This is a genomic window from Bacillus sp. FSL W8-0645, from assembly GCF_038007905.1.
Lineage (GTDB): Bacteria > Bacillota > Bacilli > Bacillales > Bacillaceae > Bacillus > Bacillus pumilus.
Genome location: NZ_JBBOYC010000001.1, coordinates 1,068,996 through 1,088,758, shown reverse-complemented (window position 1 = coordinate 1,088,758; position 19,763 = coordinate 1,068,996). Strand labels below are relative to the sequence as shown.

Genomic DNA, 19,763 nt, shown 5'->3' with positions numbered 1-19,763 from the left:
TTTTCTCATAATTGCTTTAGCTGTTCTTTCAGCAGCCTTTGTGCTTCTTCTTTTATATCCACTTCATCCTCTATTGTGAGAGCTTTTCCTGACTTTCTATAAGTTGGGTGACGCTTGATCGGTGATAGAAGCTCTTCATATGCCTCAAACTGTGAAATTTCAGCAGTGAGTTCCTTTAAAAAAGAATCTTCTGGATAGGCGATTTCCTCATTTGTTCGGCAATCAATCGATATCACCCAAACGAATACATCTTCATCTTCTTCCTGTTCATGAAGAACGGTCATCAGCTCCTCAAGCAACTCAAGCTGCATATGCTCAAAGTAAGGAGGAGCCTCACCCGTCAATTCAATTTTCACAAAATGAGGGACGCCATCCTTTTTCAGTTCACTGATTTTGTTATCCACAAGTATCACAAGATCCGTCATATGAACCGTCTCTGTGATGTCTATTGCAAGTGTCTCAAACATCACATCCGCACAGCTCATAAATTCCGCTGTCGCAGAATCCTCGGAGAGTTGAACAACGTAACAGCCTTTCTCTCCTGTTTCTTTTATATGTCTGCCCTGCATGTTACCAGGGTAAATAATCAACGGGTCTTCATGCAGAAGGGCTCTCTTATGTATATGTCCAAGCGCCCAATAATCGAAATCTAGGGAAACGAGCTGCTCAAGCTGAAAAGGTGCGTACGCGTCATGACCTTCTTGTCCAGCTAATGTACCGTGAAGCATCGCAATGTGAAAGGCAGCATCTGTCGTTTTGACGTAATGCGAGGTCATATTTTCATAGACAGCACGCTCTTTGTAGCTAAATCCATAAATACTTGCGACAAGCTGATCTCCTCTATAGTAGGATTGCTCACTTGGGGTACTGGTTGAAAAAACGTGCACATTCTCAGGCCACTCAACCGGTGTCCATTCACCGCTTAAATGATCATGATTACCATAAATAATAAAGACTTCAATCCCTTGAGTTTGCAGTCTTAGAAACTGATTTCTTAAAAACAGCTGTGCTTTGAGGCTGCGGTTGGATTCGTCAAATAAATCTCCACTCAGTAGCACAAAGTCTACTGCTCGAGCAATGGCGAAATCAAACATATTCTTCGCACTTTGAAATGTACTTTCTTTGAGCCGCTTAAAGGGTAAGCTAGGGATATTCGACATTCCTGCAAATGGACTGTCTAAATGTAAATCTGCGGCATGAATAAAGGTGAGCTTAGTCAAACGTCTATCTCCTTGTCCGATACTGTCATTGTCCATATTTTATCATGCCATTTTTGCGAATGCACGTTCTATCACTCTCATTCTAAAAAACACATTTTTAAGGGCTAAAAAAGAGGTTTTATCTTATTCCTTGTTTAATTACATAGAAAAGTAGAGGAAAGGAAGATGAGGAATGGCGAAGACATACTTTTTAACTGTATTTGCCCCATCGGGTGAGACTTTATTAAATGAAAAAATCACAACGGATAGTGATGAAAAGGCAAAGGAATTAGGCCGCCATCGCTTAATCGAACAGCAATACACGAAGCATTCTCATCGGCTCGTTGATGATGCAGGCAAGCTGCTTTTATTTGAACGTTAAAAAAGCCGGCATTCGCCGGCCTCACATCCGTTTATACATTCTGGAACACAGGTCGTCTTTTTTCTAAAAAGGCCTGAATGCCTTCCTTATGATCATGGCTTTGCCTCAGCCTTGCCTGTGCTGTCCTCTCTTTTTGAAGAACGGCTAGCAGCTCAGGTTCTGACTGCTGGAAATAGATTCGCTTTGTCTCGATAAATGCTTGAAGTGGCATGTTCATAAACGGCTTCACACATACCTTTTGATACGCATCGACTTCCTCTTGAAACACGCCGTCTGCAAGGCCCAGCTTTAGCGCTTCTTCAGCAGGAAGCTTTTGTCCGCTCCAAATCAATTGTTTCGCGGTTTGTTCACTGACTCTTTTTGTAAGGAAAAAGTGCCCTCCGCCATCTGGAATTAAGCCTACTCCATTAAAATTCATGGCGAGCTTTGCATCTTGATGCATAAACAAGTAGTCACAGCTTAAAGCAAAGCTAAAAGCAAGGCCTGCCGCTGACCCGTGGACAAGAGCAATCGTCACTTTTTTCATACCAGCTAGAGAAAGTGTAATCCCCTCGATCAAATCCATCACACGATGGAAATCTTCTTCACTTTCCTGCTTAAGCATCATGCCAATATCTCCGCCTGCTGAAAACCCTTTTCCCACGCCCTTGATCACAACGACTTTTGCACTGCTTTCCTCCGCTGCATCACATGCCTCTTTGAATTCAGCAAACATGTCCATATGAAATGAATTATAAGCCTCAGGCCTGTTGAAAACGATTTCAAAAATATCCCCGTCTAGCTGACAATTGATATATGTCATCACCCATCCCCCTTTTCTTTAAACACATGACTTACTTCCATTTCAACCCGAATAATCCCTTTTCCTCTGCACAAGAAATTTCAGGATCAGTCGATACCAAAATAAGCATAATTATTGAAACGAAAAATATATTTTTATATAGTAAAGGGCCCTATGCTTGGGGCCCTTTTTCATCTCTTATTCAAATTGCTGAAAGGCTGTTTCTTGTTTGTCTGGCGCTTCTTTGCCCCCACGAATGGTTTGAATCACTTTCTGGTTGCGGTAGATGGATAGTTTTAAATTGGTCGCCGCTGTTCCATGAGAGTGATCTAGGTGCGTGAATGTAAAGAAATGATGCGGACACTTGTCTTTGAACACAAGCCTGAAGTCTTCTGTCACTTTAAAATGCTCTTCACTTTCCCATTCAATTAAAGGTTCATACGCACTAAACCATGCCGGGATATTCGGTTTGTACCCTGTAGCCAATACGACATGATCTACTGTTATACTCTTTTCTTTCTTTAGCTGCCACTGCTTTAGGTGCAGCTTCAGGGACTGATTCTCCTCCACCTGAATGGCTTCAAGCTCGGTCATTGGCTGAATAATCACAGATGGCTCTTCACCTGAAACAGACCGATGATACAATTCCTGATAAATGCGTGAGAGCGTCGATGCATCTATCCCATTTCTTAATCCAGTCAGCCTAGGCAATGTGTTCATTCGTTCTTCATAAGGAAGCGAATGGAAATATTCAACGTACTTTGGTGTAAACAGCTCCTGACCAAGCTCAGCCGTCTCCAGCTCTCTAAATTCACTAGATCGCGTAAACCAAGATAGCTGCTGCCCTTTCTTCTGATGCTGAAGCAGGTCTAAGAAGATTTCGGCTGCACTCTGCCCAGAGCCAATGACCGTCACCGCCTCAGCTTCATGAAGTTCTTTCTGCTGCTCTAAATACCGGCTGCTATGGGTCACATATGGCAGTGCAGCATCAGGCACATCGACAGGAATCATCGGTTTGCTCCCTGTTCCGAGCACGACATGCTTTGCCCGATACTCAGAAAGCGATCCATCCTTCAATCGCCGGACTTTCACAAGATAACCACCTTGGCAGTCCGTCACTTCCTCTACCTTCATCCCAAATTGACAGCTATCTAATTCACCTGCGACCCATGACAAATACTCATTGAATTCTCTTCGCGGAATGTCAAACTGTTCAAATGTATAGAACCGGTGAAGTCTATTTGATTCATGTAAATAATTTAAAAATGTATATCTGCTCCTTGGATTCGCCATCGTCACAAGATCAGCTAAAAAGGAGACTTGTAAATCCGTTCCTTTGATCAGCATACCAGGATGCCAAGCAAATTCAGTCTCCTGTTCAAAAAAACAGCATGAAACATCTTCATACTCCTCTAACAAAGCCGCCAAACCTAAATTGGCAGGTCCAATCCCAATTCCGATCACATCAATCATATGTACACCTGCTTTAACTTTTTATCACTTATATACCCTTTTACAAATGAAAAAAACACTGCGTCACCGCAGTGTTTCAGCGTGTAGACAAACCCTCGCATTCGTTGTCAGGTCTGCGCGCTGGTGCTCACGAATGTTCAATTCGCTCCGCGCCAGTGCTCGACCCTTCCTAGACTTCAAAGGTTTTCTATCACGCTGAAAAGAAGACAAAGTGCTAAAATAAAGGTCATTTTAGCACTTTGTCAACAATCTGAAACACTGCGTCACCGCAGTGTTTAAACGTGAGGAACAAATAATGACTCAAGAAATTGAATTTTCTCTTCAGTATAGTGTTCATAACGGTCATTATATGATTTTGGATCTTTTGGATTGGCATATTGCGTAATTTTTCCTGAACGTGGATCAATGAACTTACTAGCAGCACCGCATCCAATCCCAATGATTGTCTGCACTTCTTCCATAATAATGATATTATACAAACTTTCCTGTCCATCTAATGAATACCCGACATTTTCAAGGTTCCCTAAGATGTTTTTTTGTCTATATAAATAATAAGGATGATAGTCATGTGCTTTCGTCCAAGCGACCGCTTCATCCATCATACGTGTGATTTCTTCTCGGTCAGCTACTTGATATTTGTCCTTATTGCGTGTCATCTCAGACGCTCTTTTAAAGGAGAGCGTATGCACAGTTAAAGATTCAGGCTTAAGTTCTTCAGTCTGCTGCAAGGAATGCTGGAATTCCTTGAGCCCTTCTCCTGGCAAACCAATAATTAAGTCCATATTAATATTATTCATGCCATACTGTCTTGATAAGTGATACTTTTCAATCGTTTCTTCTACACTATGGTGCCGGCCAATGGCTTTCAGTGTTTCATTCTCATACGATTGTGGATTGATACTAATCCGGTCAATATGATATCGGTTTAGCACCTCTAGCTTATCAGGCGAAATCGTATCAGGACGTCCTGCTTCGACAGTCACTTCCCGTATATGTTTCACATCAGGGAACGAGCGATACATTTCTTCATACAGCAAATCCATTTCTTCCGCAGTGATACTTGTCGGCGTACCTCCGCCAAAATAAACAGTCGTCACTTTGATCCCATGTTCTTTTAGCCAAGCACCAATTTTTTGCATCTCATAATGCAGACCAAACAAAAACGTTCCCACTCTTCCAGCTTGTCCTTTAATCGCATAAGCAGGAAACGTGCAATAAGCGCATTTTGTTGGGCAGAAAGGAATACCAATATAAATACTTACTTCATGCTGAAGGTCATACAGATCCGGAATCGCTTGAAGCTGACGGTCAACAATCTCCTGCATCAAATCGATTTTTTCATCATGAATCAAATAATCACGCTTTAATGCAGCATGCGCATCTTCCTTTGTCATACCTTCTCTCAGCATCTTATGAAGTAATTTTGTAGGACGTATCCCTGTGAGAATACCCCACTTTTGCGTCATTCCTGTGTGCTCCTGAAGCAGATGTAAATAAACAGACAGCACTGTGTTTTTGATTTGCTTCCAGCGCTCCTTGTCATTCAAGCCCTCTGGGACGTCTCGCGAAAAACGACTAGTGATGTCTGCCCCAGCGATATAGCCAGATGCTTCCACCGTTCCATTTTCTTCTTCCCAGCTAAACACCATGGTTAAGCCATCTTCCAATTCATCTGGATCAAACAGCACTTCACTATCTTCTTCAAATAAATTGGCTATATTGACAAGCGGGCGATGAAATCGTTCATCTGACAGCCCTTTAATTAAAATTCGCATCGTATCACCTTTATCTTCAAACTTGTTTCATTTTACAAAATCTATGTAGGAAAAGCAATGACTGGAACAGTTGAAGGCCCTGCCATTTCTTAATTGACAGGGCCTTCGTCTATATTATCGTTTAATATCGAATTGATGTAAAAATCCTTCTCTTTGCTGCATTCTAAAGTATTCTTTGATCATATAAGCGACTCCCTGTTCATCGTGCGAACGTGTCACCCAATCGGCTTTACGCTTAACAGTATGAGGTGCATTTCCCATCGCAACGCCTAAGCCAGCCAATTCGAGCATTGGGATATCATCTGTTCCCTGCCCAATGACCACCGTATCTTCTAAAGTCAAACCTAATGCTGAGGTCAATAGAGAAAGCCCCGCTTCTTTCGATACGCCTTTGCATACAATATTCATTTTCTCATCACTGATCCGAATAAGATCGACAGATGGAAAAGCTTGTTGAATGGTGCGGTGAATTTCAGGCTGAAGCTCTGCGGTTGAATATACTTCAATCACTGGTGTACTGACCGGTTCATCCATCAGCATATCACTTAGCGATTCAACAAATTGCACGGGATAGAAAATTGGATCAGACGGATGAATCAACGTCTTTCCCATCAGCTGTGACTGCGTTTTTTTCCGGTTGCCAATCGAGAATTTTTCATGCAGCAAGCGAACATTACAATCAAAGCTTTCAAGAATTTGTACAAGATTAAACGTTTTTTCTTCCGTTAGTTTCTTCACATGAAGCGGCTCATCGAGTTTATTCGCGATAAATGCACCACTATGCGTCACAAGGGTTGACGTTGGAATCTTCAACGCCTTGGCAATTTTTTGTGCGGAACGAAAATGCCGGTTGGTGACAAGCGTCACGTAAACCCCTTTTTTCTTCACGTATTCCACAGCTTCTTTTGTAGCGGAATGGATTTTTCCATTGGAACGAAGTAACGTTCCATCTATATTGAGTGCAAGTAATTTTTTTGACACTGAGGCATCCCCCTTCTTGATGACTGTACTTACGATGAGGATATGCCCTAGCTTGGTGCTTTAGAACATGCAGTTGAAAGAGCTCTGTGTGTTATGAATCTTTTGCAAATAAAAAAAGCCTACCCCTAGGCTTTTTTTTATGTATGGTTTGGATGCGTCACAATGAGGTGATGAAGCTCCCCATGATCCCCTTATCTTTCACACACCAAAGCATTGCTTATATCAGATCCCCTTATGCTTTGTGTTTCTCCCAGAAGCGCTTCTCTCTCGTTTGGCTAATCGCCATAAATCCCAAGTGAAACGCACCCAATTGTCCCATGAGAGCGCTCGTTTGAAAGCACTTTCAATATAAGTATTATCGCAGAATTTATGAGCTTCGACAACCTTTTTTTGAAAAGTTGGACAGGGAACATCTGAAATAAAAAAAGGGCGAATATCATCGCCCTTTTTATTAATTTTCTTCTGGATTCCCATAAAGCTCTTCAAGAGGCTTCATGATCACTTTATTTAATTCTCCGATGAGAACACTCACACGTTGTTCTGCTTCCATCAACTGAGAGATTTTATCGTGCTGTTGAACAAGTGCTACTGTTTTTTGAGCTTGCTCCACTTCTTCTTGTGTGATCTCTTGACCAGTCATTTGTTTTTGTTGAAGGTTTACTTGAATGTCACGGAAGTTCTCGAACATTCTTTTAGAGGATTCATCCGCGTTTACCTCATCATAAAGATTTTTTAAAGTTGAATATTCTTCGCTATGACGCAGTGCTTTTTCAAGGTCATATGCAACATCATAAACATTTACAGACATGTTATGTCTCCTTTCTATCCGTTATCACCGATATGATCGGCGGACACCACTCCACTATAACAAACTATGGCTTTCGTTTCACATATATACAATGAATTCATCAAAATTTCTCTAGTCTGTCTTAAAATAGCGTGACAAAGATTGCTTGGATTGCGCCGATTAATCCGCCTAAAAGACCGCCTAAGAATGTAATCATCTTGAGCTCCTTATTGGAAATACTGACGACAAGCTCTTCCATTTTTTCTAGCGGGAAAAGTTCAATTTGTTCACGAATGATGTCTTCAAATTGCAACTTTGCCAGCAGACCCTCTAAAACATTTGATGCCGCACTGATCCCCTTTTGAATCAGTACTGGTGCAACGTGTGTTTTAAGATCATCCGCTACAGCACTGACATATGACCCAACTGACCTGTCTAATATCAGCTTGGTTGAGAAATGAGAAAGCAATTGGTTTTTCACGCTAAATATAAGTTCCTTCACATTCCATCTTTCATCAAGCTCATGTAGAGAGAACTGCTTCACCTTGTCCCATTCTTGAACAAGCAAATCTGATAAAAACCTTTTTGTCTCTGCGTTTCTTAAAAATTTGATGATTTCAGGATGTACCCGATCAATTAAGCTTGAATTTCCTAGAAACATTTGGACCATACTGCCGAGCATTCCTCTTTCTTTTAAGAAATCATCAATCATATTACCGAGTCTTGATTTTCCTTCCTCACTTTCAAAATAATGAATCCCTCTCTTTAAAATATAATCTGCTGCATCTGGAATTTTTGAAGATATTTTGTTTTCCACATCTAGCGGAAGCAATTCAGATAAAGTTTGCTCATTATAATTTTCAAGTAGTGAATTGAGCTTATGATCAGACCACTCATGGATCCATTCATCTGCTTTGACGTCAGCCTGTGATACGCCGAAGCTTTCAAGCAAAGATAGCATTGTTATCTCCATTTCAGCGCCTTTGTCAATATATCGATGGACTGTATGTAAGATCTCTTGCTTTGCCTCCGATGATTCAAATCGCTTTTGAATACCTTCTGGCGTGAGCAAATGCTCCATCACCATGACACCAACCTGCTTGGCTACTTCGTCTCTTCTTTTTGGAATGAGCCCTGGTGTAAAAGGAAGCTGTTTCCCGAATAAGTAATACGGCTTATAAGGGCGAAAAAGCATTTTAATCGCAAGATGGTTTGTTGCTGCTCCAATGACTGCGCCTATCACAATCATAAAGATAAACGTTGTGAATATATTCAAAGTCGTCATCAACCTTTCAAATAACACCTGATGTTTATTGTTTTAACCTATACGTATTATAGTTGTTGTCAAGTTCCCAAGCAAATGAAGCATGCTGCTAGACATATGATCAATCGATCTGTCGTAATGATAAAGGAGCGAAATCTTTAAGTAAAATCATGAAAAAGTGTTTTTCTGCTGGTAAAAAAAGAAGTTGAAAAGAAGGTGTTTTTAATGACATCAACATTAGGTATTGTGACCCTTTCACCGAAGTACGAAGAGGCATTCACACGTGGGCTAGCCAAAGCTGCCCCTGCTTATGGTTTAAAGGTTGTCCGTTTTACACCACTTGATTTAAAGCCGGCTTCAAATTTGATACAAGGTCAAACATATACGAATGGTCATGGATTCGTCGCAGCAGAATTTGAGATTCCTGACTTGATTTACGATCGATGCCTTTACAAGCATGACGCACAATCTAAAAAAGCAAAACCAATCATGGAATGGCTGAAAAAGTATCCGAAAACAGATTTTTTGAATACAGGTATTTCAAATAAAATGATGCTATTCGAGCAGCTCTGCCTTCTCCCTGCTTTACAGCCATATTTACCTGTCTGCTCATTATTAAAAAAGCCATCAGACCTTCTCAGCATGTTAAGGAAAGATGGTTATTGTAAAATGCAGCCGCTTTCTCAACACCATGCAGCATCTACTTACTTCATTTTCTTAAAAGACAACACTTTCACTGTTAAGCTAAGTCCCGAGCAAGTTATCACATTTTCGCATCCATCAGATATAGAGCGCTGGTGTAAAAAATATGTAGGCCGATATTTCCTTCAATTTTTTCAGACGAGTGATGAAAAAGACTTTTTATTCAATGAAATAAGGATTTTCCTGATGAAAGATTCACAAAATCAGTGGAATCGCATAGGGATTCACACAAAATCACCTACAGAAAATAGTCATTTAAGCATTACACAAAAATCAACATCCATGATAGTCTTTGATCACTATATAAACACCTTGCAGCCGCACATCAAAGAGCTTCTTTTAGATGATATTGCATCCATTCAAGCATCTCTGCCAGCATATATAGATAAAACCCTTTCCCCTTGCTTTGAATTCGCTGTAGACTTACTCCATACAAGTGAAGGCAGGCTTTTCATATCAAATATAAGATCAAAACCAGGGCGATCCGCTTTTTTAAAAGCTTATCCTGACAAGGAAAATCATTTGATTCGTACCATTCTTGCACATGCCCAATCGATGAAGTCTCAACCGAAGGAGGTTTCTTATGAACAAAAATCGCTGCATCATCGCTCCTCATCCCACAAGTGAAAAAACAGTTCATCTTCCCGTCCGTTTTAAACAGCAGGAGGCGATCTATTCTCTTGCTTTAGGTTCCCGTTTAGTAGATGACTTCACCGTTTCCTATCATCAACATCCGAAGAAAATTTTATTATCAGAAGATCTATACAGAGATTTACTAATTCCATATCAATCAAAAGCTGATGTGATTGCCATTGATCATACCCTGTTTATAGGGCCACTGCTTGGTATTTTCACCGCAGGTTTTGAGCAAAGCGCGCAGCCACTTGGAACGAGATCAGACTTTTTTATCAAACTGCTGCGCTCTTTCAAACAACATGCCGGTTTTGCCTATCTTTTTGGTACTCATTCTATTGGTTGGGATAAAGGAATGGTAGAGGGATTGTTGTACCAACAGCAAACATGGGTTAAAAAACAGATGCCCCTGCCTTCAGTCATTTACGACCGTCTTCCAAGTAGAAAGGCTGCTCAGTCAGCATTCATTCAAGAAACAAAACGTAAACTCACTCAAGACTATGATATTCCTTGGTTCAACCCTCATTTTTTTAACAAATGGGATATTCATGAACAACTGTTAACAGATGAAAAAACATGTCCTTTTCTTCCACATTCCATACAATTGGACCCGGTGGACGCTCTAAATAAAATAGAAACACTACTCCATCTTCATCAGGTCATTTACTTAAAACCGTCAAACGGCAGTCACGGCGACGATATTTATCAATTAAACAAGAAGGCTCATGGAATCATTGTATGCTCAAATCAAGGAAGAGCTGTTCCATATGACTCATTAGAGGATTTCGTGACCAATCTCCGGAAAGATCACGCAGTTCAAGACTTTATGGCTCAACAAGGCATTGCACTTCTTCAAATAGACAATCAACCAATGGATTTCAGAGTCCATACCAATAAAAATAAGTACGGTCATTGGACAGTCACAGCAGCAGCAGCAAAAATTTCTGGCAATCACAACGTCACGACTCACCAGTCACATGGTGGCTCGGTGAGAACACTTTATGATGTTTTTCCAGAAAAGAAGAAGCGTTTAAAAATCTTAGAGCAGCTTTCTTTTACTGCCATCACGCTTAGTCAGGTAATTGATGAAAAAATGTCCGGTCATATTGGTGAAATCGGTTTTGATTTAGGGATTGATCAGACAGGAGCTATCTGGATGTTTGAAGCCAATTCTCGCCCTGGCCGAGAGGTTTTCCAGCATGTCTCATTGCGAAACTCAGAAAGGCTGATCGGCAAAAGAATCATGGATTACGCATCTTACGTTTCACAAACGACCTCAACAACTACAGACCATACAAACGTCTACTGACTGTTTTTCGTTTTAAAGTGAGGGTGTTATGAAATCTATGCTTTTCCTATGCTCTTTTCATCAGATGAGATACAATAAAATCAAGTTCAAGGTTGTTTCCGTATTGTCGTGTTTATTTATTGTTTCATCAATATAAGCAAGGAGGCAATGATGATATGATTTCTCATTTTCAATGGAAACCTCTCTTTAAAAAAGCACAATTGCCAGGCTGGAAAATATCCTTTTTTCACAATGGTGCGCACTACGAAGGCATCTACCACAAAACAGGTGATATTGAATGGGGCTCTCAGCTTCCGCCCCATGAAGTCGAACCAACATTAAAAGAAGAAATCCACGAATTAATGCTATTCCATGTCTATGATTAAACTGTTTAAGGAGCTTCGCCATGTTAGAAAAATTAAAGCTTGTTTACGGAGAGCATATCATCAGCTCCCCTACAGATGATCATCAAATTCTTTGGTACCAAACAGACGAAGGCGAATTATTTGGAGTAGACAAATCAAAGCTTACAGCTAGAGAAACACTTCTTCTCAATACTTTCCTTACACCAATTGATCTTTCTCACACAAAGCAGACTGAGGATGAACAAAAATGGTACAGCTATCTTTTTGATAACAAACCACTAACTGTTCAGCACCCCGTCCGTGTATATTATTTTAAAATGGCACATCAAGCAGAACAAAGGCAGCAAATAAAAGAGGCTGTGGTCAACAGCCTCGAACAAACTCATTTCATTTGGACAGGCGCTCATACAGCGATGCTGATTCAAACAAACGCTACATCAGAAAATAGTCAATTAGAGCTGCTATATGATTTGTCTCTAGCCATTACAAGTGACTTTTTAACAGACTCAGTCTTTTTACAAGGACAGCTTCATTTGCCAAATGAACATTTACAGAATAAATTGTTAAAAGAACAGCAGCTTTTCTTGGGCCATATGCAGCGAGCTAAGCCTAGGTCGGGGATTTGCACATTTTATCAATGTCTGCCATCACTCTTACGTTATGATGAACCCGCCCTCTCTCATGCTATTTCAGATGCTTTTAAAGAGGCGGTCCTTGATCGGGACGTTTACCGTACCCTCATGACTTATATGCAATGTAACTTAAATGCATCTAAGGCAGCAAAAGCTTTATATGTTCACAGAAACAGCCTTCAATATCGAATCGATAAATTTATCGAGCGAACAGGAATTGATATACGACATTTTCCAGAAGCATCTGCCGTCTATTTTATGATGAATCTTCTCGACCTTTCATAACATTCAGTAACATGAGCACCCTGCCCAAAAATGAAAATGAGATGTTGTGCACGTTGTCCATTTACAGACGCTTCCCCATTTTATACACTTTATTTACAAGATAAAGCGCTTTCAATAAGAGAATGGGGAGGTTATCATCTATGGCTGAAATGATGCTCAATCAAATTTATAAAGTGTATGATAACAAGGTAACAGCAGTAGACAACTTTAATCTACATATAGAAGATAAAGAATTTGTTGTGTTTGTTGGTCCATCTGGGTGCGGAAAATCAACAACCCTTCGCATGATTGCAGGACTTGAAGAGATTTCACAAGGGGATTTTCTTTTAGACGGAAAACGGATGAATGATGTAGCACCAAAAGACCGGGATATCGCAATGGTATTCCAAAACTATGCATTATACCCTCACATGAATGTATACGATAATATGGCTTTTGGATTAAAGCTGCGAAAGTTCCCGAAAGCAGAAATTGATGAGCGGGTTCGAAATGCCGCTAAAATATTAGGCCTTGAGCAATATTTAGACAGGAAACCAAAAGCACTGTCTGGAGGTCAAAGACAGCGTGTTGCACTCGGGAGAGCAATTGTGCGTGATGCAAAGGTCTTTCTTTTGGATGAGCCGCTTTCTAATTTAGATGCAAAACTTCGCGTTCAAATGCGTGCTGAAATATCTAAGCTTCATCAGCGTCTGCAAACGACATTTATCTATGTCACACATGATCAGACTGAAGCTATGACAATGGCTACTCGTCTTGTCGTAATGAAAGATGGCTTTATTCAGCAGGTTGGAGCGCCGAAGGATGTATATGAAAATCCTGAGAATGTATTTGTTGGTGGATTCATTGGTTCTCCTGCGATGAATTTTTTTACAGGAAAGCTCTCTGACGGTGCCATTGCAGTTGGAAAAACACATATACGTGTACCAGAAGGAAAGATGAAGGTATTACGCAGCCAAGGTTATATCGGAAAAGATATCATCCTTGGTATCAGACCAGAAGATTTTCATGATGAACCCGTGTTTATAGAAGCGTCTGAGGGCACAAAGATCGATGCCAACGTAGAAGTTGCTGAATTAATGGGAGCAGAAACGATGCTTTACTCTTCTCTCGATGGTCAGTCTTTTATTGCACGTGTTGATTCTCGTACCGAGGTTCAGGCCGGACAATCTATACCTCTTGCCATCGATATGAACAAAGCCCACTTCTTTGATTCGGATACGGAGCTCCGCATCCGTTCCGCTGAATAAAGAGATATATGCAGTGCCATCACTCATGATTGAGTGATGGCTTTTTTGCATGTTGAACAACATTTACCATGTTCTTTTCTCGTATGTTTTTTTCGAAAATCACCATAATACTTAGTACAAAGCAGTTACTGCATTGGGTTTCGCCAAGTGGCAAATGACTTGATCATTTCGCTGGTGCGATTCCAGCAAACCCAACCAAAAACCAAATCATATACAAAAAGGAGATTCACATCATGGCAAATTCTAATAGTTCAAATCAATTACTAGTTCCAGGAGCAGAGCAAGCAATCGATCAAATGAAATACGAAATCGCTTCTGAATTTGGCGTTAACCTTGGAGCAGAAACTACAGCTCGTGCTAACGGTTCAGTTGGTGGAGAAATCACAAAACGTCTTGTGTCTTACGCGCAACAACACATGGGTGGAACAAAAGCTTAATTTCATATCTGGATATTAGAAGGCACCTCTTAAGGTGTCCTCTTCAGATTGTTGACAAAGGGCTAAAATGATCTTGATTTTAGCCTTTTGTCTTCTTTTCAGCGTGATAGAAAACCTTTGCAGTCTAGAAAGGACGAGTACTGGCGCGGAGCGAATTTGTCATTCGTGAGCACCAGCACGCAGACCTGACAACGAATGCGAGGGTTTGTCTACACGCTGTAGAAGGCACCTCTTAAGGTGTCTTCTTTTTTTGTTATTCCTCCTCACCAATCTCCTTTCCAGCTCATATCATGGAGTAGAAAGGAGCGGATCTTCATGGACATTATTTCCGGTATGAACTTTGAACTTCTACAATTCGTAGGTATCTCTCTATTATGTGAATATGCTCATAGTATTCGGTCCTTTCACCTTTATAAAAAAAGCATCACATAAAAGTTGTACCATTTTCGGTTCTTTTCACTTATAGTATGTAGTGGAGGGATCGAACAGATGAAAATAGCTCTTTTCGGTGCTCATGGACGTGTAGGACAAGCATTTCTTCGTTTCGTTCAAGTAGATGATCGTTACATAGTTCGTTCATTGATTCGGACAAACCGAGAAGAAATGCTTGCGGGTATGTTTCAAGTCACCGGCAATTCAAGAAATCAAGAAGATGTGCTTGAGACGATCAAAGGAGCAGATATTGTTGTGAGCTGTCTATCGACAGATGGTGATGATACATTATCTGTTTCAATGGAACATATCGTACAAGCCATGAAGCAATCAAATACATCAAGAATTATTACAATAGGTACAGCAGGTATTTTAAAGGCAAGGCAGCAGCCAGAACTTTACCGTTTTGAAACAAATGAATCAAGGCGGACCACTTCCCGAGCAGCTAAGGAGCATGCCAAAGCGTTTGAAATCCTTCAATCGACTGATTTAGATTGGACCATTATTTGTCCAACCTATTTACCAGACGGAGAAGTGACACGGTCATATCGCTATGAGAAAGATTTTCTCCCTATAGATGGAAAGAAAATTTCAGTTGAAGATACCGCACACTTTTTATATCAGCAGTTAAATTCGAAGGAATTTGTACATCAACGCGTCGGCATTGCCTACTAATGACGCATAACGAGTAAAGATCGAGGTCAAAAACGATTTCTCGACTTTTTTATGCAAATCAAAAGAGCCTCATTCAATATGAATAGGCTCTTTTTTGTGATTCATCAGCTGTTTGCCACAGCACCTTTTTGCAGTTCGTACATTTGCGCATATAGCCCTTCTTGCTGCATGAGTTGATCATGACTGCCCCGCTCGACAATTTCCCCTTTTTCTAAAACCAAAATCATATCGGCTTTCTTAATGGTGGATAATCGGTGAGCAATGACAAAAGTTGTTCGTCCTTCTTTGACGACATCAAGCGCTCGCTGAATGATCGCTTCTGTTTCTGTATCAATGTTTGCGGTGGCTTCATCTAAAATTAAGATCGCTGGATCGTACGCTAGTGCACGAGCAAATGAAATTAACTGACGTTCCCCTGAGGAAAGAGTACTTCCCTTTTCAACGACTGGTTCATCAAATCCTTCTGGCAGGTGCTTCAATAACTCTACTGCGCCTACTTGTTTTAATGATGCTTCAATCGTTTCTCTTTTAATGTCTTCATTTCCTAAGCTGACATTAGATGCAATCGTTCCGGAAAATAAATACGGGTCTTGAAGCACAATGCCCATTTGTTTCCGCAACGTTTGCCGAGACTGGCGATAAATGCTTTCTCCATCAATGAGAATGTCTCCTTGCTGAATGTCATAAAAACGCAGCAGCAAGTTCATGATCGAGCTTTTCCCAGAACCAGTATGCCCCACAAGTGCAACCGTTTGGCCTTTTTTCGCCTCGAACGTAATGTTCTTTAATACATTATTTCCTTCATTATAAGCAAAGGTGACATCTTGGAACTGAACGTGTCCCTCCATTTTCTTTTGAACAGGTTCTTCCACTGTTGTTCCTGGCTCATCCAATAATCGGAAAACCCTTTCCGATGAAACCCTTGCTAATTCCAATCTCGAGAATTGGTTCACAATACCTGTAATCGGCTGAAATAATCGATTTAAATAATCGACAAACGCATAGAGCACACCAATTGACACAATGCCCGTCGCACTTAAGGACGCACCGCCAAAATACCAAATGAGTGCCACATAGGCTAAATTCCGAAGCAGGTTAACCAAGTTATGCGACAGAAGTGAATTTAAATGCAGCATCTTTCGCTGATATCGAAAGTGATTGTTGTTCAGCTCATCAAATTCCTCTTTCGTCACTTTTTCATGACGAAACGCTTGAATAATGGTCATCCCTTGAATGGCTTCATTTAGCTTGGCATTGATGTCACTAATGATCGAACGAATGCGGTGGTTGTACACTGATGCAAACTTTCTGTAGGTCATCGACCATAGGAAAATAATCGGTACCGCCACTAAACAAATGAGTGCCAGCTTCACATTTAATAAAAACATGGCAATATAAATTCCTATCATGTAAATCGCACTCGTCACGAAATTAGCGAGGACTGTCACATATAAATCACGAATGGTTTCTGTGTCATTGGTAATCCTCGCTACGACCTTTCCAGCAGGTAAATTATCAAAATACCGGATAGGCAGTGTTTGAATATGCTCAAATACATCCACCCTCATTTTTTGAATAATTCGATTGGCTATTCGTTGTAACAGATAATGCTGCGCATATTGAAAGAAAATCGCAATAACGAGAAGCCCTAGATAAAATAGAACAAGCTGCACCAAACCACTGATTTCCGGCTCATAAAAAGAGAAAATTTCCTCTTTCGATAAACGCTGTACTTGATAGGTCTCGCGCTCGTTTCCATTTTCAATGGTAAGCTGATCTCCCGAGATCTTTCGGTTTCCATCAAAACGAATCGGCTCATTCACAAAATAGTAACCGAATCCAACTTGCACCACATTGATTTGTTTTCCAGATTCCATACCACTGTCTAATCGATCGCTTCGTATATAGTTATTTCCCTGGTAATAAACGGTTTTGTCTGTTTTTTCATTGACCTCGACATAAGGCTTTTCTACACCTAAAATATGATCATCAATCATTTTCTTCCCAATAAATGGTCCTGTCAGTTCAGCACCTACTGCAATGATGAGAAAGATCAAGGCAACAGACAGTACTTTCTTATAAAGGAGTGCGTAGGCAAGGAGTCTTCTTCCTGTTGTCATGCCTCATCCCCTCCTTCCAGCTGGTTTGTCAGCTGCTGACGTAGAAATTGTTCTTTGTACCATCCAACTTGCTGAATGAGCTCTTCGTGAGTTCCCTTTTGAACGATGCGTCCTTCTTCCATGACAAGTATGAGATCTGCATGCTCAACAGCTGATAGACGATGAGTCGTAATAAACGTCGTTTTTCCATGACGATTTTGCCTTAAATTTTCTAAAATAGCGGTTTCTGTTTTTGCATCTACCGCAGAAAGTGAGTCATCCAGTATTAAAATGTCGGGATCTATTAATAAAGCGCGTGCAATGGAAATACGCTGCTTTTGTCCACCTGACAGCGCCACACCTTTTTCTCCGACCATGGTTTCGAGACCCTCTGGCAAAAGACGTAAATCTTTTTCAAAATAAGCATCTTTGATCGCTTGTGCTAATTCATTTTGTTTTGCGTCTCGATGACCAAAACGCATATTCTCTTCTACACTTTTAGAAAAAAGAATATGATCTTGCGGTACGTATCCGATCCATTGAAATAGCTGATCCAATTCGATTTCTTGGATTGGGACTCCTGATAGCAGGATTTGACCATCACCTGTTGGATACTGGCGCAGAAGCTGTTTTACGATAGTCGTTTTACCGCTTCCTGTTTTGCCTGTAATTCCGATCGTCTGCCCCTTTCGAACCGTAAAGGACACATCAATTAAATTATCTTTAGGGGAAGTTGGATACCTGAACGTCACTTGGTCAAACTGAATATCGCCAGGCTCTTGTAACGTTTTTGGCTGAGAAGCGTCTGTGACATCCGGCTTGTAGCTGAGTGTATGATTCAACCGGTCTAACGACGCATTTCCTCTTTGCATAATATTAATCAACTCGCCGATCGCAAACATTGGCCAGATCATCATCCCAAGATAGACGTTAAAAGCGACAAGCTCACCAATGGTTAAATCGCTTTGGAATACAAGGTAGGCTCCGTAGCCAATTCCTATTAAGTAGCTGACACCGACAAGTAATTTCACTGTCGGCTCAAACAATGAATCAATGACCGCCACTCTCATATTTTTTTGAAATACATCATCAGTCATTTGACGAAAGCGTTCGACATCTTGTTTCTCCTGTACAAAAGACCGGATGACCCGGACGCCTGCGACTGATTCAAGCACGCGGTCGTTCATATCACCAAATGCATCTTGAGCAACTGTAAAGCGATCATGAATCTTGCTGCCATAATACGCAATCAAGAGCGCCATTAGCGGCATAGGGATAATCGCCATTAAAGTTAATTTCCAGCTAATCGTCAGCCCCATCGTAAAAAAGATCATCAGCATATAAGCAGTGGAATCCACCAATGTCAGAACGCCAAAACCTGTCGTTAAAGCTACAGCATTCAAATCGTTTGTACCTAATGCCATTAAGTTACCAGTTTTTTTCTTTTCATAAAAGGTGGGTGTCATTTTGAGTAAGTGGCGCATGAGTTTCCCGCGCATTACACGCTCCATGACATTTGCGCCGCCAAATAACTGATACATCCAAAAATATGTCAGCGTATAGACGACGACACCTAGCAAGCAAAAAATAGTGACATAAAACATTATACTGGATGTTGTAAATTGACCAGAACGAATGTCATCAACTGCCTGCCCAAGATATCTTGGCGGCAGCATTTCAAGCACATTCACAATGAGCAGGAGTGTAATGGCGATCGTATAACGCCTCCACTCTTGTTTGAAGAACCAGCCTAATTTCGTAAATACTGAAAACATGTGTGTCTCTCCTTTTAAAGCTAGCCGCTTTCTAGATTTTCTTGGCTGTCACCTTGAATTGTTTTTTTGGTTTTTGTCATTTGTCTTGTTTTTGGCATGTTCACATGCTTTCACTCCTCTTCATTTACTTGTTGATCTCCATCCCTTTATTTCGAAATGCGAAATGAATACAACAAAAAAAGAGGCAACCAGCTATCTGGTACGCCTCTTTTCGTCATGTAAAAAGGCGCATGTTGACAAATACGCAACATACGCCTTGATTCATCCGATCAATTGGAACATACGAGTCCCTTTTCAATGACCAATGAAGGTGTAATTGTCACGTGAATCAACCCATTCATACAGTTTGATTTCATTCTTCCAATGATGTTGCACATGACATTTCCTCCTTTTGGCTCTTGAATCTTTTTTTATCTTATAGTGGCTGTCACCATTTTGTCAATAAATATTTTTCAATAAATGAAATTTTCTAACAAAAAGTTCATCGCCTTCATGTGTATCTTTTTCAGATAACGGGTATACCATGAGTGTAAAGACTCCTTTTGAAAGGA

At 40.6% G+C, this 19,763-nt stretch carries 17 protein-coding genes; 8 read left to right on the top strand and 9 right to left on the bottom strand.

All coding sequences use genetic code 11. The features are described 5' to 3' along the window. Positions 1 to 5: 5 nt before the first annotated feature. Positions 6 to 1,220, bottom strand: coding sequence for a metallophosphoesterase family protein (locus NST39_RS05395; RefSeq protein ID WP_341027416.1), 1,215 nt, complete (start codon positions 1,218 to 1,220; stop codon positions 6 to 8). Positions 1,221 to 1,392: 172 nt separating this feature from the next. Here NST39_RS05395 and NST39_RS05390 point away from each other — a divergent pair, with 172 nt between their 5' ends. Further along, entirely contained in the window at positions 1,393 to 1,581 is a 189-nt protein-coding gene (locus NST39_RS05390) for a YhzD family protein (RefSeq protein ID WP_044140677.1), read from the top strand. 31 nt (positions 1,582 to 1,612) lie between these two features. Here the strand turns inward: NST39_RS05390 and NST39_RS05385 are convergent, their stop codons facing one another. The 6 genes from NST39_RS05385 to NST39_RS05360 form a co-directional block, all read right to left on the bottom strand. Further along, positions 1,613 to 2,383 carry an enoyl-CoA hydratase gene (locus NST39_RS05385; RefSeq protein WP_341027413.1) on the bottom strand — a complete coding sequence of 257 codons (771 nt, stop codon included), beginning with the start codon at positions 2,381 to 2,383 and terminating at the stop codon, positions 1,613 to 1,615. Between the two features lie 177 nt (positions 2,384 to 2,560). Then, positions 2,561 to 3,835 carry a lysine N(6)-hydroxylase/L-ornithine N(5)-oxygenase family protein gene (locus NST39_RS05380; protein ID WP_341027411.1) on the bottom strand — a complete coding sequence of 425 codons (1,275 nt, stop codon included), beginning with the start codon at positions 3,833 to 3,835 and terminating at the stop codon, positions 2,561 to 2,563. A gap of 275 nt (positions 3,836 to 4,110) precedes the next feature. Beyond that, positions 4,111 to 5,610, bottom strand: coding sequence for a coproporphyrinogen III oxidase (locus tag NST39_RS05375; protein WP_341027409.1), 1,500 nt, complete (start codon positions 5,608 to 5,610; stop codon positions 4,111 to 4,113). Positions 5,611 to 5,724: 114 nt separating this feature from the next. Further along, positions 5,725 to 6,591, bottom strand: coding sequence for a Cof-type HAD-IIB family hydrolase (locus tag NST39_RS05370; RefSeq protein ID WP_065098937.1), 867 nt, complete (start codon positions 6,589 to 6,591; stop codon positions 5,725 to 5,727). A 451-nt stretch (positions 6,592 to 7,042) separates the two neighbouring features. Further along, positions 7,043 to 7,399 (bottom strand): YlbF family regulator, encoded by a 357-nt coding sequence (locus tag NST39_RS05365; protein WP_012009440.1) that lies wholly within the window; start codon positions 7,397 to 7,399, stop codon positions 7,043 to 7,045. A gap of 121 nt (positions 7,400 to 7,520) precedes the next feature. After that, complete coding sequence (locus NST39_RS05360; RefSeq protein ID WP_341027407.1) at positions 7,521 to 8,654, bottom strand: DUF445 domain-containing protein; 1,134 nt, start codon at positions 8,652 to 8,654, stop codon at positions 7,521 to 7,523. Between the two features lie 213 nt (positions 8,655 to 8,867). Here NST39_RS05360 and NST39_RS05355 point away from each other — a divergent pair, with 213 nt between their 5' ends. The 7 genes from NST39_RS05355 to NST39_RS05325 all read left to right on the top strand — a co-directional run bounded on the left by NST39_RS05355 (position 8,868) and on the right by NST39_RS05325 (position 15,338). After that, entirely contained in the window at positions 8,868 to 9,971 is a 1,104-nt protein-coding gene (locus NST39_RS05355; protein WP_341027405.1) for a YheC/YheD family protein, read from the top strand. After that, positions 9,928 to 11,286, top strand: coding sequence for a YheC/YheD family endospore coat-associated protein (locus tag NST39_RS05350; protein WP_341027404.1), 1,359 nt, complete (start codon positions 9,928 to 9,930; stop codon positions 11,284 to 11,286). Before NST39_RS05355 ends, NST39_RS05350 begins: the two co-directional genes overlap by 44 nt. A gap of 155 nt (positions 11,287 to 11,441) precedes the next feature. Beyond that, a complete protein-coding gene (locus NST39_RS05345; RefSeq protein ID WP_003211787.1) occupies positions 11,442 to 11,651 on the top strand; it encodes a YheE family protein in 210 nt (69 codons plus the stop codon). 20 nt (positions 11,652 to 11,671) lie between these two features. Further along, positions 11,672 to 12,547: a helix-turn-helix domain-containing protein gene (locus NST39_RS05340; protein WP_044140669.1), complete on the top strand. Its 876-nt coding sequence runs from the start codon at positions 11,672 to 11,674 to the stop codon at positions 12,545 to 12,547. A gap of 140 nt (positions 12,548 to 12,687) precedes the next feature. Next, positions 12,688 to 13,794, top strand: coding sequence for an ABC transporter ATP-binding protein (locus tag NST39_RS05335; protein ID WP_044140668.1), 1,107 nt, complete (start codon positions 12,688 to 12,690; stop codon positions 13,792 to 13,794). A gap of 233 nt (positions 13,795 to 14,027) precedes the next feature. Next, positions 14,028 to 14,231: an alpha/beta-type small acid-soluble spore protein gene (locus tag NST39_RS05330; RefSeq protein ID WP_003210761.1), complete on the top strand. Its 204-nt coding sequence runs from the start codon at positions 14,028 to 14,030 to the stop codon at positions 14,229 to 14,231. A gap of 489 nt (positions 14,232 to 14,720) precedes the next feature. Next, complete coding sequence (locus tag NST39_RS05325) at positions 14,721 to 15,338, top strand: NAD(P)-dependent oxidoreductase (protein ID WP_341027402.1); 618 nt, start codon at positions 14,721 to 14,723, stop codon at positions 15,336 to 15,338. Positions 15,339 to 15,442: 104 nt separating this feature from the next. On the opposite strand, the gene NST39_RS05320 is transcribed toward NST39_RS05325, so the two are convergent. After that, on the bottom strand, positions 15,443 to 17,458 hold the full coding sequence (locus tag NST39_RS05320) for an ABC transporter ATP-binding protein (protein WP_111912709.1): 2,016 nt from the start codon (positions 17,456 to 17,458) through the stop codon (positions 15,443 to 15,445). Then, a complete protein-coding gene (locus NST39_RS05315; protein ID WP_341027401.1) occupies positions 17,455 to 19,212 on the bottom strand; it encodes an ABC transporter ATP-binding protein in 1,758 nt (585 codons plus the stop codon). The genes NST39_RS05320 and NST39_RS05315 overlap by 4 nt, the downstream gene beginning before the upstream one ends. Between the last annotated feature and the right edge of the window lie 551 nt (positions 19,213 to 19,763).